The organism is Sphingopyxis indica (genome assembly GCF_032879645.1).
In the GTDB taxonomy this organism is placed as follows: domain Bacteria; phylum Pseudomonadota; class Alphaproteobacteria; order Sphingomonadales; family Sphingomonadaceae; genus Sphingopyxis; species Sphingopyxis indica.
In genome coordinates this window covers 408208-423841 of record NZ_CP076394.1, presented here as the reverse complement: position 1 = coordinate 423841, position 15634 = coordinate 408208, and the positions used below count along the sequence as shown (strand labels likewise).

Genomic DNA, 15634 nt, shown 5'->3' with positions numbered 1-15634 from the left:
GGAGGGACCATGATGACAGTTATCGCCTTGGTTGCCGCCTATTTCGGCATATTGGCGTTGCTCTTCGCTATCGCCAATCCGCACCGTGCCCGCTTGAAGGAGTTGGCCGCGGACCTTGTTGCCGACTATCCCGATGACGACTTGGCGCGCCTGTTCTGCACAAACTACCTGCGAACAGCCTATTCTTGGCGCGCCGCGCCCATTCGGTTCCTCGCCTATATGATCGCGCTGATGATCCCCGGGCCTAAGCTCGAGCAGGAATGCATTGAGATGGAACGGGAACACGCTTTTATGGCGGATAGCAGGGTGCGCGAGCTGATTGAAAGCTATCATGCTTCGATCGCAGCAGTGAACCCGCTGTTCGGAGCGCTGCTGTATTTCGCAAAACTCCTTATCCGCCTCAAAGCCTTCGTCAATCATCGTGGGAAAATGAAGGCCCATGAGGCGGTTTATGTCGGGCTCCGCGGATACGCCTGACGGCTTGCTCTACCAGTTCCACCCTTGGCCGGAGAGGCCATTGAGCAGATTACCAAGCATCATCGCGGCGATCGTCGCACCGACGAACCATGCGAGCCATGGGGGTTCCGGCTTGTCGTCGTGAGGGTCGGGCCAAAGGCGGGGCATGGGCCTTTATTGCGCATTCTGAAAAGAAGTCACCCTCTCGGAGCAATTTGCAGAACGCGCAAATTGCTCGGGCAGCGCGACGTTAGTAGCCGATGCGCCGCCGCTCGCGCATATAATCGACCATCGACAGACGGCCGGCCTCTCGATCCTCGCGCGCCCAGCGATCCATCATCTGTTGCCCCTCGCGCCGCGCTTCCTTGCCAGTCTCGACGTCTCCCCGCGAGCCGTCGCGCGTGATTCGCGCCGCCATGACGATCGGCGTCAGCGCACGCCCGCGCACGGTGGCGCGGTTGTGGAAGGCGGTCTTGTGCTCATTCGAGCAGAAGAGTTGCCGAGGATGCGCCGCCTTGAACGGCTCGGCGCATTCAGGGCAACGACGGAAGCTGGACGCCGAAGCCGGGGCGGTCGCGGTCCGGGTGTGGCGGGAATGACCCCTGTCGGACATCTGGGCGATTTCCGAGCGTCTGTGTAACACCGAGGTCATCGCGCCTCTACCGAGCACGATTTCAGGGCCTTTTCGTTTCGCACTAGGGCAGCGAAAGCCGCAAAAAAGCGTGAATAGAACGAAAGGCGAAAGTCGCGAAACGACCTAGCATACTGCCGAAAATCTGTGGATTTGCAGTCCGCTGCGTCACCACTCCGCCATCGGGCCTCTATCCCGCGTCCCGGCGCGCGGCCGGGGGAAGTGCGAGGCGCCGCTAGTGATGGGCTTTGCCGTGCTTGTCAAGGATTCGCCGCGCCGCGCCCAACGCCCCCGCCCATGCGATGCGGGGTTGGCGGGGCCGGGCTGCGCGGCTATGCGCGGCACCAGCGCGCGGGCAGGGCTGTATTACTATTGCAATACAGCATGGCTTCGGCTAGAAGCCCTCTCGCGAGATCGAAACTTGCAGGAACCGGATTGCGACCCATGGCAACCAGATACAGCGAAATCAGTGCGGCAGACATGCGCGCGGCGATGGTCGACAGCCAGCTGCGCACCAATGATGTGATCGACCCCGCGGTCGTCGCGGCGATGGGCGCCGCGCCGCGCGAAGCGCACGTGCCCGCGGCGCTCGCGAGCGTCGCCTATATGGACCGCGCGATCGACCTCGGCGGCGGGCGCTTCCTCAACCCGCCGCTCGTCGCGGGGCGCATGCTCGTCGCGGCGGCGATCCGCCCCGGCACGCGCGTGCTGCTGATCGGCAGCGCGACGGGCTATATGGCTGCGCTGCTCGCACGGCTCGGCGCCGAGGTGCATGCGGTCGAGGAAAATGCCGATCTGATGGCAGCGGCGCAGCAGGCGACGGCGAGCGATTCGATCCACTGGGTCGCGGGGCCGCTGGCCGCAGGCGATCCGGCCGATGCCCCCTTCGACCGCATCGTCATCGACGGCGCGATCGAGGTGCTTCCGCAAGCGATCGCCGCCCAGCTTGCCGAGGGCGGCCGCCTGGTCGCCGCGCGCCGCGACGGATCGGTGACGCGGCTCGTTCAGGGGGTAAAGACCGGCGGCGCGATCGCGCTGCGCAGCTTTGCCGACATGGACGTCGCGCCGCTTCCCGGCTTCGCCGCGCCGACGGGGTTTCGCTTCTGAAATCCCCTCTCCCCTTTTCCGACTTTCAGGCTGAACGCGACCATGCAGACCCGTGACAAGACCAAGACGCTTCGCCGTGGCCAATGGCTTGCCGGACTCGCGCTCGGCGCGCTGACGCTGGCGCCGCCGGCCGCCGCCGAAACGCTGCAGGGCGCGCTCGCCAAGGCCTATGAGAACAACCCGACGCTGGCAGCGGCGCGCGCGGGTCAGCGCGCGAACGACGAGAATGTGCCGATCCAGAAGGCGTCGGGACTTCCTTCGGTGGGGGCGCAGGCCGACTATCAGGAAAATCTCGTCGTTCCGGGCAACAGCTTCACCTCGCCGATGCGCTATGCTTCGGTCGGCGGGCAGGTGGCGGTGCCGATCTATCAGGGCGGTGCGGTGCGCAACGGGGTGAAGGCGGCGAAGTTCCGCGTCGAGGCGGGACAGGCCGACCTGCGCGCGACCGAGGCGAGCATCTTCGCACAGGTCGTCGGCGCCTATATGGACGTGCTGCGCGACCAGGCGATCGTCCAGCTCAACCGCAAGAATGTCTCGGTCCTGACGACCAACCTGCAGGCGACGAGCGACCGCTTCGAAATCGGCGACCTGACCCGCACCGACGTCGCGCAGTCGCAGGCGCGGCTCGCGCTCGCCGAGGGCGACCTGCGCACCGCCGAGGCGCAGCTGATCGCCAGCCGCGAACTCTATGCCCGCCTCGTCGGCGAAGCCCCGGTCGACCTGCAGCCGCCGCCGCAGTTGCCGAACCTGCCGGCGAGCGCCGACGAAGCCGTCGCCATCGCGCTCAACGACAATCCCGACATCGAGGCTGCCGACCAGCTGCTCAATGCCTCGCGCGCCGACATCGGCGTCGCACGCGCGTCGCGTATGCCAAAGCTGTCGGGCACTGTTTCGGGCAGCTACAATAATTTCCTGAACTCGATCTCCAGTCAGGTCGTCGATGCGCAGAACACCACGACGAGCGCCGCCGCGGGCGTGACGCTGACCCTGCCGATCTTTCAGGGCGGGCGCCCCTCGGCGCAGGTGCGCCAGGCCCAGGCGCGCACCAGCCAGGCGATCGAAACCTATGTCGCGACCGAGCGGCAGGTGATCGCGCAGACGCGCGGCGCCTATGCCGCGTGGAAGGCGAACCAGCAGATCATCTCCGCGACCGAGCAGGCGGTCGGCGCCAACGCGCTGTCGCTCGAGGGTGTGCGCGCCGAAAACAGCGTCGGCACGCGCTCGATCCTCGACATATTGAACGCCGAGCAGGAATATCTGAACGCGCAGGTCCAGCTCGTCTCGGCAAAGCGCAACAGCTATGTCGCCGCCTTTTCGGTGCTCGCCGCGATGGGCAAGGCCGAGGCGCGCGACCTCGGGATCGAGGGTGGAGCGCTCTATGACCCCGAAGCCAATTACGAGCGCGTGAAGGGGCAGATCTGGGATTGGGCCGACGATCCGGCGCCGCAGCAGCAGACGACCTCGACGCGCGATGTCCCCGCCGCCGACGCCAGCGTCCCCGCCGGCGACAACCCGCTGATCGGCCCGATCGACCGCGAGAACGGACAATAGGGCTTGGCAAGCCCTGCCCTGCCCCGGTAAGACGTGGTTAATCGCCCGATTTTGGGCGGGTTCGAAGGGGGCTGTTATGGGCGACATGTCGCGAGAGCCGTCGATGGAAGATATTTTGTCGTCGATCCGGCGCGTGATCGCGCGTGATGACGCACCCGGCGCCGCGCGCGACGATCGCGCCGCCGACGATGTCCTCGACCTGCAGGACGAGCAGCCCGCCGCCGATTCGCCGGACGATTCGCAGCCCGAGGCGGACGAACTCGTCTCGGCCGCGAGCGCCGATGCCGCGCGCCAGTCGCTCGAGGCGCTGACCGCCGCGATCGCGCCGCCGCCCGCCGCGAGCGCACCAGCCCCGGCGGTTCCGGGTAGCCGCACGATCGAGGATGTCGTCGTCGACGCGCTGCGTCCGATGCTGAAGGAGTGGCTCGACGCCCATCTGCCCGCGATGGTCGAAACCATGGTCGCGAAGGAAATCGGGCGGATCACGGGCCGGCAGTCCTAGCCTCCAACCGAAAACCCGGAAGCATCGAAGCAGCGCGCGCCATTTCCGCGCCTATCGACATGTGCGGCGTTCTGATTGAGTATGGACCGCGGGGGTGCAGCGGGACTATCGAAGGGCGATGACCGAGACCATCGCCGCTCACCCGATCGACCCCTTCGCGGCCGACGCGCTCAACGCCGGCGAGGGGCTCGATCCCGTCGACCCCGCCTATACGCATGTGCTGCGCATCGCGACCTTGCTCAAGGCGCTGCCGGTCGCGATCGCCGCCACCCTTGTCGACATGCTCGCGATCCGGCCGGAGGGCGGTCCCTATGGCCTGCTCACCGTCGCGGCGTGGCTGCTCGGCACGATCATCGTCGTCACCTTCCCCTCGCGCCGCGCGCAGCGCTGGGGGTTCAAGATCGGCGACGGGCAGCTGCGCGTCGCGCGCGGCTGGCTGTTCCGCGTCGACACGATCGTCCCCTTCGTGCGCGTCCAGCATATCGACGTCGGGCAGGGGCCGATCGAGCGCTGGTTCGGCCTGTCGCACCTCGTCGTCCACACCTCGGGCACGCACAACAGCACGGTGACCTTGCCCGGACTCCATTCGGACCTGGCCGCGGCGATGCGCGAGACGATCCGCCGGCACATCCAGACCGACTTCGCATGAACGAAGCCGCCGCCGCCCTGCCCGCCGACGACGCGGTCGCCGAGACCGACTGGCAGCGGCTGCACCCCGCGACGCTGCTGCTCGCGATCGTCAAGCTCGGCCCGCGCTCGGTCAATTTCCTGCCCGCGCTCGCGGCGATCGGCATCGCGGGCAAATGGATTTATGTCGTCCCCGCGCTCGGCCTGTTCCTGCTCCTCTCGCTGGTCTTCGCCTGGCTCGCGTGGCTGCGGTTCCGCTTTGCCGTCGGCGCCGACGAGATCGTGATCGAAAGCGGCGTCCTCGCGCGCCAGCACCGCACCATCCCCTTCGACCGCATTCAGGACGTCAGCATCGAACAGGGCCTCGTCGCGCGCGCGCTCGGCATCGCCACGGTCGGGTTCGAGACGGGTGCGGGCGGCGGCAAGAAGGACGACGCGCGGCTCGACGCGATCGGGCTCGGCGCGGCGCAGGCGCTGCGCGCGACGATCCGCGCGCACCGCGGGACGGCGGTTCCGGTGATCGCGACCGGCGCCGGCGGCGGGGCCGAAGCGGCCGCGCCGGCGACCGAGGACCGGCTGCTCTTCGCGATGTCGCCGAAGCGGCTGCTGGTCGCCGGGCTGTTCAACTTCTCGCTCGCCGCGCTCGCGGTGGTCGGCGCGGCGATGCAATTGTTCGACAATGTGCTGCCGTTCGACTTCAACATCTTCAATCCGCTCGACTGGATCGACATCGCCGAGCAATATGGGCTCGACCAATGGGTCGTCGCGCACCGCTGGGTCGCGGGGGTCGGCGCGGCGATCTCGCTGCTCTTCATCGGCTTTGCGAGCGGCATCGCGATGACCTTCCTCGCCAATTGGGATTTCCGCCTGACGCGCGAGCCGCGCGCGCTGCGCCGCACGCGCGGCCTGACGACGCGCACCGACGTCGCCTTGCCGGTGCGCCGCGTGCAGGCTGCGATCATCGTCACCGGCTGGCTGCGGCGCCGCTTCGGCTGGCACGAGCTGCGCCTGCAAAGCCTCGCGAGCGACGGCGAGAAGGAGAAGGACCATCAGGTCGTCCCCTTCGGCAGGCTGGGCGAGATCGACGCCGTGCTTGCCGAGATCGGTATCGCTAGGCCGGGTGCGGACCGGCCCTGGGCGCACAGCCACCGCATCGTCGCGCTGGGGGGCTTCGTGGGCGCGGGGATCGCGGCGCTCGGCAGCGTCATCGCACTCGCGGTCGGACAGCCCACCGGCTGGATTCCGCTGGCAATCGCACCGCTGATCGCCGCCGGCGCATGGATCAGCGCGCATTTTCACGGCTGGGCCGAGGTCGGCGAGATGGTCGCGATCCGCAGCGGCTGGATCAAGCCCAAGACGACGCTGCTCCCCTTCGCCTCGGTGCAGAGCGTCGACCTTGCGACCGATTTCATCCTGCGCCCGCTGGGCCTCGCCACGCTGCGGTTCGGCGTGCCGGGCGGCAGCGCGCTCGGCAGCCACGAGATTCCGGCGATCCCGCTCGACATCGCGAAGGCGCTGCGCGCGCGCATCCTCGGCGAAAGGGGCGCAGCATGAGCAGCACCGCGCTCGGCATCGACCGCTCGATCCTCGGCCAGCCGTGGCACTGGCGCCGCGCGAGCGCCGACATGGGCGGCGACAGCCTCGTCCCCGACGATCTCGTCACGCAATTGCTGCTCGCGCGCGGAGTGGCGCGCGAGGATGTCGATCGCCAGCGCGTGCCGACGCTGCGCAGTTTCATGCCCGACCCGTCGATTTTCCGGGACATGGACGCCGCCGCCGCGCGCCTTGCCGACGCGGTCGAGGCAAAGGAAGCAATCACCATCTTCGGCGACTATGACGTCGACGGCGCGACCTCGGCGGCGCTGCTCGTCCGGCTGCTGCGCGCGCTCGACGTGCCCGTCGGCGCCTATATCCCCGACCGTCTGATGGAGGGCTATGGCCCTTCGGGCGCCGCGCTGGTCAAGATCGGCGAGGCGGGGTCGCGGCTCGTCGTCACGGTCGATTGCGGCGCACAGGCGTTCGACGCGATCGCCGAGGCAAAGGCGGCGGGGGTCGAGGTGATCGTCGTCGATCATCACCAATGCGCGACCACCCTTCCGCAAGCCCTCGCCGTGGTGAACCCCAACCGGCTCGACGAAGCGCCCGACGCCGCGATCCACGGCAATCTCGCCGCGGTCGGGGTCGCCTTCCTGCTCGGCGCGGCGCTGCTCCGCACCTTGCGCGCGCGCGGCTTTTTCGCATCGCGCGCCGAACCGGCGCTGATCGAGCTGCTCGACCTCGTCGCGCTCGGCACCGTCGCCGACGTCGCGCGGCTCACCGGCTTCAACCGCGCGCTCGTCACGCAGGGGCTGAAGGTGATGGCACGGCGCGGCAATATCGGTCTGTCGGCGCTGATGGACGCCGCGCGGCTGACCAAGCCGCCGGGCGCGAGCGACATGGGCTTCGCGCTCGGCCCGCGGATCAACGCCGGCGGGCGCGTCGGCAAGTCCGACCTCGGCGTGCGGCTGCTGACGACGAGCGACCCGCAGGAGGCCGCCGACATCGCCGCCGAGCTCAACCGGCTGAACGAGGAACGCCGCGCGATCGAAGCCGCGGTGCTCGAAGCGGCGATCGAGGCGAGCGCCGCGTGCGCCAATGCGCCGGTCGCGATCGTCGCCGCGCCGGGCTGGCACCCCGGGGTGATCGGCATCGTCGCGGGGCGGCTCAAGGAAAAGCTCCACCGCCCGGCAATCGTCATTGCACTCGACGAAGACGGCGTCGGCAAGGGATCGGGGCGCTCGATCGGCGGCGTCGACCTCGGCGCCGCGATCCTCGCCGCGAAGGAGACGGGGCTGCTCGTCGCGGGCGGCGGCCATGCGATGGCGGCAGGGCTGACCGTCGCCGCCGACCGGATCGACGCGCTCGGCGCCTTTCTGAACGATCGCCTCGCCGCCGACGTCGAGCGCGCGAGCGGCGGCAAGTCGCTGCTGATCGACGCGGTGCTCGCGCCCAGGGGGATCAACCCGCTGTGGTGCGAAGCGATCGAGAGCGCTGGCCCTTACGGCGCCGGCTGGCCCGCGCCGCGCGTCGCGACGGGGCCGGTGCGGATCGTCGAATCGGGGATCGTCGGCACCGATCATGTCCGCCTGATCGTCGCGGGCGACGACGGCGCACGCTTCAAGGCGATCGCCTTCCGCAGCGCCGGGAGCGAGCTGGGGCAGACGCTGCTCCACGCACGCGGCGGACGGCGGCTGTGGCTTGCAGGGCGCGCGAAACGCGACGATTGGGGCAGCCGCCCCGCGGCCGAACTCCACCTCGAGGATGCCGCCTGGGCCGACTGATCCGCGGCCGCGCAATATTTTTGCGCAGAGGCCGCCTTCATGCGCTTGACCCCGCGCGAATGGCCGTCTAAGGCGCCGCTTCACCGATTGACGGCCCCTTCGTCTAGCGGTCTAGGACGCGGCCCTTTCACGGCTGAAACACGGGTTCGAGTCCCGTAGGGGTCACCATCGCAATCGGCCGAACGGCCCCTTCGTCTAGCGGTCCAGGACGCGGCCCTCTCACGGCTGAAACACGGGTTCGAGTCCCGTAGGGGTCACCATCCCGCCAGACGCGGCGGGCGCACACTACCCAATTCTTCTCGACAGCAGAGCCGCGGCGAAGCGCTGCTCAGCGCGCGCCTCGACCCACCGCCCGCAGCAAAGGCGCTGCGGGCTCGGCGTTCCGTGAACGAAGGGCCAAGCCCGGTTACCGCCTCATCGGGTTTCAACCAGCCGCATCGCGGCGCCGCCGCCGGGCGCCAGCCACAGCTTGTATGTATCGCCCTTTTTGACGCGGATGGTTTCATAGGCGATCCGGTGCCGCGCGTCGGTCAGATAGGTCGCGCCCTCACCATCCTTGTAGATCGTCGCGGTATAGGTCTTGCCGGGATCGAGGAAGTCGAAGGTCAGCGTCAGCGTCCGGTCGGTCGCGTCGTTGACGCCGCCGACATACCAGTCCGTGCTGTTCCGGTCCTTGCGCGCGAAGATCGCATAGTCGCCGACCTCGCCCGCGATCAGATGGCTTTCGGACCAGTCGGCCGGCACCTTGGTTATGAAATCGAGTTCGCGCGGGTGCGCCTCGAGATTCTCGATGAAATCGGCCGCCATCTGGATCGGCGAATAGATGGCGAGATAGAGGCCGAGCTGCTTGGCCAGCGTCGAGGCCAGCGGCACGTCCTCGGCCCCCTTCAGGCTGAGAACGCCGGGGGTATAGTCCATCGGCCCCGACAGCATCCGCGTATAGACGAGCGTGGGTTCATGATCGGGGCCGTTCGCAAAGGCGCCCCACGCATTATATTCCATTCCGCGGGCGCCCTCGCGCGCGACCCAGTTGGGGTAAGTGCGGCGCAGCCCGGTGTCCTTGACCGGCTCGTGCGCGTCGACCGCGATATGATATTTCGCCGCGGTTTCGACGACCTTTTTATGATGCTCGACCTGGCGCTGGCCGTCGTGCCATTCCATCGCGGTCGTTCCCGGCGTCGCGCCCGGCGCGATGATCCCGCCGGCATCGGCGACATAGCCCGTTTTCACCGCCTTGACGCCAAGCTGGCCATAGAGCTTCATCGCGTCGCCCAGCTGCGCTTCATAATTGGCGATATTGCCGCCGGTTTCGTGATGGCCGATCAGCGTCACGCCTTTTTCGCGCGCATAGTCGGTCACCGCCTTCAGGTCGAAATCGGGGGTTGCCTCGGTGAAGCTGAATTCGTCGCCATGGCCGAACCAGTTGCCGTTCCAGCCCTTGTTCCACCCCTCGACGAGCACACCGCCGAAGCCATGCTTCGCGGCGAAGTCGATATATTGCCTGGTGCGCTCGGTCGTCGCGCCATGGTTCGGTCCCTCGGCCCAGCTCCACGGTCCGCGGATCATCCCCCACCAGATGCCGATATATTTCATCGGCTTGAACCAGCTGACGTCGCCGAGCTTGTTCGGTTCGTTGAGGTTGAGCTCGAGATCATTCTCGACCAGCCCCGCCGCATCGTCGGCGATGCGCATCGTGCGCCACGGCGTCGCGAACGGCAGGTCGCGCACGACGCGCGCACCGCGCGAAGAGGGGGCGAGCGTCGCGCGGAACTTCTGCCCCTCGACGCGCTTGAACCACATGCCGGCATAGTCGACGAGCGCCGCCTCGTGGAACGCAAGGTGGGTGCCGTCCTCCAGCCGCATCGTGATCGGCGTGTGCGCGGTCGATACCGCGTCGATCGGCGTCTTTTGATAAAATTGCTCGTAGCGGTTCCACTCGCCACCGGTGATCCACCAGGCGGTGCCCTTCGGCGCGATGTCGAATTCGGTGATCTCGTCGGCGATCTTCGCCGTCTTCAGCCCCGCCTGCTCGGGCAGTTCATAGCGAAAGCCGATGCCATTGTCGAACAGGCGGAAGCGCAGGTTCATCGCATGGCCGCCCCAGCTTTCATTCTGGCGGAAGCGGATGAGGAGTTCGTTGTAATGGTCGCGGACATAGCGGCGTTCGCCCCACGGCTGTTCCCATTTGTCGTCGCCGCTCGACCGCTCGCTGCCCTCGATCGCGAAGCCGCGCTGGAGCGCGATGCCGTCGGTGAGCAGGAAACCGAGCTTCGACGGCGCGATGAGCAGCTTGCCCTTGCGCGACAGCGACCAGGTTGGCCGCGCATCATTGTCGACCCCGATGGTGAGCGTGAGGCTGCCGTCGGGCGAGGTCGCAGTCAGCGGCGCCGGCGTTTCCTGCGCGGCGACGGGAGCGGTGATCGCGCCGAGCAGCGCGAGGGGGGCGAAACGGAACATCGAAATCATCCTTCCATCTGGAGCCAGAGCACGCCGCACGGCGGCAGCATGGCGGGTTCGGCGCCGTTCAGCGCGACGAGCGGCGTGCCGCCGGCGGCGAGCGCCTTTGCGTCGATCGGCGCGACGCCGAGGTTGAACAGGCAGCGCACGGTCTCCCCTTCGCCGACCCGGTCGAAGGCGAGCAGATCGCCCTCGGCGACCCAATTGGCGTTGCGCCCGCGCCGCAGCGCCGGGTGCGCGGCGCGCAGGCCGATAAGGCGGCGGGTGAGCGACAGCATCGATTCGGAGTCGGCGTGCTGGCGATCGACCGCGAGCGCGCCGTGGCCGGCGCCGAGCGGCAGCCACGGTTCGGCATCGGAGAAGCCGGCATGGACGCGATCGGCCACCCACGGCAGCGGCGTGCGCGCGCCGTCGCGCGACAAGGTCAGCGGCCAGTTCTTGAGCGCTTCGGGATCCTTGACCAGTTCGAACGGAATATCGACCTGATCGAGCCCCAGCTCCTCGCCATTATAGAGGATGATATTGCCGCGCAGCGCGCAGAGCAGCGCCATCTTCATCCGCGCAAAGTCCGCGCGATCCACGCCTTCGGGGGTCCAGCGCGAGACCGCGCGCGGCGCGTCGTGATTTTCGAACGCCCAGCTCGGCCAGCCGACGCCGGGCGCATCGGGCCAGCCCTCGGCCGCCTCGCGCACGAGCTGCGGCGTCAGCCGGTCGGCGTAGAGGAAGTCGAAGCCATAGGCGCTGTTGAGCCGCCGCTCGCCTTCGGTGAACAGCTTCATCTCGCGCATCGCATTCTCGCCGCCGACTTCGGCGACGGTGAAGCGGCCCTCATATTGGTCGGTGAGCGCGCGAATCCGCTCGAGGAAGAGCGCGATGTCGGGGTGCGACTGATTGTAGATTTTCTGCTGGAAATCGAACGGCCGCGTCCGCACCTTGTTCGACGGCGGCGCGGGCGGATTGTCGCGCAGGTCGGGGTCGTGCATCGAGAAGTTGATCGCGTCGATGCGAAAGCCGTCGACGCCGCGATCGAGCCAGAAGCGCACCACATCGAGCAGCGCGTCCTGCACGCCGCGATTATGGACGTTGAGCTGCGGCTGCGAGGCGAGGAAATTGTGCATATAATATTGGCCGCGGCGCGCGTCCCACGTCCACGCCGGGCCGCCGAACACCGACTGCCAGTTGGTCGGCGGCGACCCGTCGGGCTTTGCGTCGGCCCAGACATACCAGTCGGCCTTGTCATTGTCGCGGCTCGCCCGGCTCTCCGCAAACCAGGCGTGGCGATCGGAGGTGTGCGCGAAGACGAGGTCGGTCGTGACCTTGAGCCCGAGCGCATGGGCGCGCGCGACGAGCGCGTCGAAATCGGCGAGCGTGCCGAAGATCGGATCGACGTCCCGATAGTCGGCGATGTCGTAACCGAAATCGTCCATCGGCGACGGATAGAAGGGCGACAGCCAGATCGCATCGGCGCCGAGGCCCGCGACATGATCGAGCCGCGCGGTGATGCCGGCGAGATCGCCGATGCCGTCGCCGTTCGAATCGGCGAAGCTGCGCGGATAGATCTGATAGATGACCGCGCCCTTCCACCAGGGATCGGCGGCCGCGCGGGCGGGGGCGGGATCGGCGAGGACCGGCTTCGTCGTCACACTATGGTTCCATTTTATCGACGGCTCGGCAGATCAGGGTGCCGAAGGCGGGGAGGTTGATGGTCAGGCTGCCCGGGGCATCGGGCGCCGCCGGGCAATCGCCGTAGAGCGGCGTAAAGGCGGCGCTGCGCATGTCGATGGCGATGCGCGCGGTGAGCGGCGTTGCAGACGTATTATAGGCGAGCACGACCTCGCGCCCGGTCGCGGGATCGAAGCGCGACACGGCGAGCAGGCCCGGCTTGTCCGAAAAGGCGCGCAGCGCGGTGCTGCCGTGGAGCAGCGCGGGGGTCGCGCGCCGGATCGCCGCGAGCGCCGCGATCTCGCGGTAGAGCGGCTGCGCGGGGTCGAAATTGGCCGCGGCGGTCGTTGCGTCCGTGCCGATCAGGTCATTGTCGTTATAGTCGGCTACGCGCGAGGCGAACATATCCTCGCGCGCGAGCTGGTCGCCATCGTCGGAGACGAACCCCTGCTCGTCGCCATAATAGATCGTCGGCACCCCGCGCAGCGTCAGCAGCATCGCGTGGCCGAGCATCATGCGTTTGAGCAGTTCATCGTCGCTGGCGCCGGGATTGGCCTTGCGCACAAACATCGCGAAGCGGCCCATGTCGTGATTGCCGCCGAAGGTCGGCAGTTGCAGCGCCGCTGGCGCGCCGCCGCGATAGAGGGTGTCGCCGTCGAACAGCCGCGCGAAGACGTCGGTGCCCTTCGTCCCGCCCACGGCGTCGATCAGCGCATGTGCGAAGCTGAAATCGAGCACCGCCGGCAGCCCGTCGCGCCGCGTATAGGCGGCGAGCGCCCCCGGATCGACGCCGCCGAGCGCGACTTCGCCGAAGATGTGAAAATTGGGGATGCCGCGTGCCCTGGCGCGGGCGAGCATCGCGGGGACGAACGCCCGCCAGAATTCGGGATTCACATGCCGCGCGGTGTCGATGCGGAAGCCGTCGATGCCGAAATCGTCGATCCACTTGCCATAGATGTCGATGAAGCCCTGCACGACGCGCGGATTTTCGGTCGCAAGGTCGTCGAGCCCCGAAAAATCGCCATAGAGCGAGGATTCGCCGACCCAGTCGCTGTTGCCGCGGTTGTGATAATAGATCGGATCGTTGAGCCACGCGGGCCGCTTCACCCGCTCCTCGCCCTGCGGTACGACGGGGGTGTAGGCGAAGCGCGGATCGGCCATCTTCGCCCAATTGTCCGCCGACGCGATGCCGTCGCCCGCGAAGCCGGGGTTGATCGGCGCGCCATCGACCCCGCCGCGGCGCGAAAAGGGATAGTCGGCGAGGCTGCGGTAGCGAAATCCACCCTCCGCGCCTTCCTTGTAGGTGATGACGTCGGCGGTGTGGTTGGCGATGATGTCCATATAGACCTTCATCCCGCGCGCGTGCGCCGCGTCGACGAACGCCTTGAACTCGTCGTTGGTGCCGAAATGCGGATCGACGCGCGTGAAGTCGGTCACCCAATAGCCGTGATAGCCCGCGCTCTCTTGCCCCTTCGGCCCCTGCACCGGCTTGTTCTTGAAGATCGGCGCGAGCCAGATCGCGGTGGCGCCGAGCCCCTGGATATAGTCGAGCCGCCGCGTCAGGCCGGCGAGGTCGCCGCCGTGGAAGAAACCCTTGGCAGCGGGGTCGTAGCCGGTCGCCAGCCGATCGCCGGTCAAGCCGCCGCGATCGTTCGAAGGATCGCCATTTTCGAAGCGGTCGGGAAGGACGAAATAGATGATCTCGTCGCTCGCGGGGCGTTCGCGATAATCCGCGGGCGGTGCGAGCGCGGCCGCGGCGGCCGCCAGCGCGGCGAGCGATGCAAAGAGGCTCATGCGCTTACTCCTGCGGCGCAATGCTGCGCGATGAAATCGGCGTGCGACGGCAGCCGCGATGCGGTGTTCGCGACGATTTTTCCGATGTCGGAGAAGAAGCCCGCCAGCTCGTCATGAGTCAGCGCGTCGGCCAGCGGATGATAGCTCTGCGGCGCGATATTCTGGCCCGTCAGCACCTGGAACCACGCGATTTCGATGAACAGTTCGTCTTCCTCGCGGAAGATGCGGCCGTGGCTTCGAAACAGCTCGACCTTCCGTGCCAGCGTGTCGGGGACCGCCATCTCGCGGCACCGCACCCAGAAAGGCGAGTCGGTGCGCTGATTGGCGTGATAGTGAAGGATGATGAAGTCGCGGATGCGTTCATAGTCAAAGGCGACGCGCCGGTTATAGGCGTCGATGTTGACGGCTGCGAAATCGCGGTCGGGAAAGTGCGAGAGCAGCTTGGCGATGCCGTTCTGGATCAGGTGGATGCTCGTCGATTCGAGCGGCTCGAGGAAGCCCGACGCGAGGCCGAGCGCGACGACATTGCCGGTCCACGCCCGCTTGCGCATCCCGGCGCGGAAGCGCAGCGTTCGCGGCTCGGCAAGCGGACGCCCCTCGATATTGGCGAGCAGGGTCGCGGTCGCCTCGTCCTCGCTGATGAATTCGCTGCAAAAGACATGGCCGTTGCCGGTGCGGTGCTGGAGCGGGATGCGCCATTGCCAGCCGCAGCGCTGCGCGATCGCCTGTGTATAGGGGCGCGGCGGGCCGGCATTTTCGCTCGGCACCGCGACCGCGCGATCGCAGGGAAGCCAGTGCGACCAGTCCTCGAATCCGGTTTCGAGCGCCTCCTCGATCAGCAGGCCGCGAAAGCCCGAGCAGTCGATGAAGAGTTCGCCGCCGATTTCCTCGCCATTTTCGAGGATGACCGCCTCGACATGGCCGGTTTCGCCGTTTCGCCGGACGCCCTCTATCCGGCCTTCGGTGCGCTGGGCGCCTGCGCGCTCGGCGATCCGGCGCAGATGCGCGGCATAGAGCGCCGCGTCGAACTGAAAGGCATAGGTGCTGCCGTCGAGGCTCGTGTTCGGAATCCGGGGCAGCCGCGCGAAGCGGTTCCGGCGCGCCGCGGTTTCGGTCAGCGAATAGTCGGCGAGCGGCCCCGCGACGCCCTCGCGCCGGCCGCGCAGCCAATATTGCGGAAATTGCAGGATGCCGAGGCTGCGTCCGATCTGGCCGAAGGCGTGCATATAGGCATCGCCGATCCGGCCCCAGTCGCGAAACTCGATCCCCAGCTTGAACGTCCCCTGCGTTTCGCGGATGAATTCATCCTCGTCGAGGTCGATCAGCGCGTTGAACAGGCGGATGGCGGGAATGGTCGCTTCACCGACGCCGACCGTGCCGATCGCATCGCTTTCGACCAGCCGGATCGAAAGATGGCCCATCATGCGCGACAGTGCGGCGGCGGCCATCCAGCCCGCCGTTCCGCCCCCGACGATCACCACCTTCGTGACGCGATTGTCGCCCACTCTGCCCATTTCCTCCCGTCCG

Annotated in this window: 13 protein-coding genes and 2 tRNA genes; 9 read left to right on the top strand and 6 right to left on the bottom strand. The window is 67.7% G+C overall.

Going from position 1 to position 15634, the window contains the following annotated elements; all coding sequences use genetic code 11:
• The first annotated feature begins 9 nt into the window (after window positions 1–9).
• The gene (locus KNJ79_RS01990) at window positions 10–477 is read left to right on the top strand and encodes a hypothetical protein (RefSeq protein WP_317152580.1); all 468 of its coding nucleotides are present in this window, start codon (window positions 10–12) and stop codon (window positions 475–477) included.
• 9 nt (window positions 478–486) lie between these two features.
• On the opposite strand, the gene KNJ79_RS01985 is transcribed toward KNJ79_RS01990, so the two are convergent.
• Window positions 487–624 carry a hypothetical protein gene (locus KNJ79_RS01985; protein ID WP_317152579.1) on the bottom strand — a complete coding sequence of 46 codons (138 nt, stop codon included), beginning with the start codon at window positions 622–624 and terminating at the stop codon, window positions 487–489.
• 82 nt (window positions 625–706) lie between these two features.
• Window positions 707–1069, bottom strand: coding sequence for a hypothetical protein (locus KNJ79_RS01980; protein ID WP_317152578.1), 363 nt, complete (start codon window positions 1067–1069; stop codon window positions 707–709).
• A 462-nt stretch (window positions 1070–1531) separates the two neighbouring features.
• Here KNJ79_RS01980 and KNJ79_RS01975 point away from each other — a divergent pair, with 462 nt between their 5' ends.
• From KNJ79_RS01975 to KNJ79_RS01940, 8 genes are all read left to right on the top strand, one after another.
• Window positions 1532–2194: a protein-L-isoaspartate O-methyltransferase family protein gene (locus tag KNJ79_RS01975; protein ID WP_089216891.1), complete on the top strand. Its 663-nt coding sequence runs from the start codon at window positions 1532–1534 to the stop codon at window positions 2192–2194.
• A gap of 42 nt (window positions 2195–2236) precedes the next feature.
• Window positions 2237–3745, top strand: a complete 1509-nt coding sequence (locus KNJ79_RS01970) for a TolC family outer membrane protein (protein WP_317152577.1) — start codon at window positions 2237–2239, stop codon at window positions 3743–3745.
• A 76-nt stretch (window positions 3746–3821) separates the two neighbouring features.
• Window positions 3822–4247 (top strand): DUF2497 domain-containing protein, encoded by a 426-nt coding sequence (locus tag KNJ79_RS01965; protein WP_317152576.1) that lies wholly within the window; start codon window positions 3822–3824, stop codon window positions 4245–4247.
• A gap of 118 nt (window positions 4248–4365) precedes the next feature.
• Window positions 4366–4896, top strand: a complete 531-nt coding sequence (locus KNJ79_RS01960) for a PH domain-containing protein (RefSeq protein ID WP_317152575.1) — start codon at window positions 4366–4368, stop codon at window positions 4894–4896.
• Window positions 4893–6428, top strand: coding sequence for a PH domain-containing protein (locus tag KNJ79_RS01955; protein ID WP_317152574.1), 1536 nt, complete (start codon window positions 4893–4895; stop codon window positions 6426–6428). The genes KNJ79_RS01960 and KNJ79_RS01955 overlap by 4 nt, the downstream gene beginning before the upstream one ends.
• Window positions 6425–8194, top strand: coding sequence for a single-stranded-DNA-specific exonuclease RecJ (gene recJ, locus KNJ79_RS01950; protein WP_317152573.1), 1770 nt, complete (start codon window positions 6425–6427; stop codon window positions 8192–8194). The genes KNJ79_RS01955 and recJ overlap by 4 nt, the downstream gene beginning before the upstream one ends.
• Before the next feature lie 92 nt (window positions 8195–8286).
• Window positions 8287–8362: transfer RNA gene (locus tag KNJ79_RS01945), tRNA-Glu, on the top strand.
• Between the two features lie 16 nt (window positions 8363–8378).
• Window positions 8379–8454: transfer RNA gene (locus KNJ79_RS01940), tRNA-Glu, on the top strand.
• A gap of 154 nt (window positions 8455–8608) precedes the next feature.
• Here the strand turns inward: KNJ79_RS01940 and KNJ79_RS01935 are convergent.
• Genes KNJ79_RS01935 through KNJ79_RS01920 form a run of 4 tightly spaced genes read right to left on the bottom strand, consistent with a single transcriptional unit; the run spans window position 8609 to window position 15612 of the window.
• On the bottom strand, window positions 8609–10651 hold the full coding sequence (locus KNJ79_RS01935; protein ID WP_394357144.1) for a glycoside hydrolase family 97 protein: 2043 nt from the start codon (window positions 10649–10651) through the stop codon (window positions 8609–8611).
• Window positions 10652–10656: 5 nt separating this feature from the next.
• On the bottom strand, window positions 10657–12294 hold the full coding sequence (locus tag KNJ79_RS01930) for an alpha-amylase family glycosyl hydrolase (RefSeq protein ID WP_317152571.1): 1638 nt from the start codon (window positions 12292–12294) through the stop codon (window positions 10657–10659).
• Between the two features lies 1 nt (window position 12295).
• Window positions 12296–14107, bottom strand: coding sequence for an alpha-amylase family glycosyl hydrolase (locus KNJ79_RS01925; RefSeq protein WP_317152570.1), 1812 nt, complete (start codon window positions 14105–14107; stop codon window positions 12296–12298).
• Entirely contained in the window at window positions 14104–15612 is a 1509-nt protein-coding gene (locus tag KNJ79_RS01920) for a tryptophan halogenase family protein (protein WP_317152569.1), read from the bottom strand. Before KNJ79_RS01920 ends, KNJ79_RS01925 begins: the two co-directional genes overlap by 4 nt.
• Between the last annotated feature and the right edge of the window lie 22 nt (window positions 15613–15634).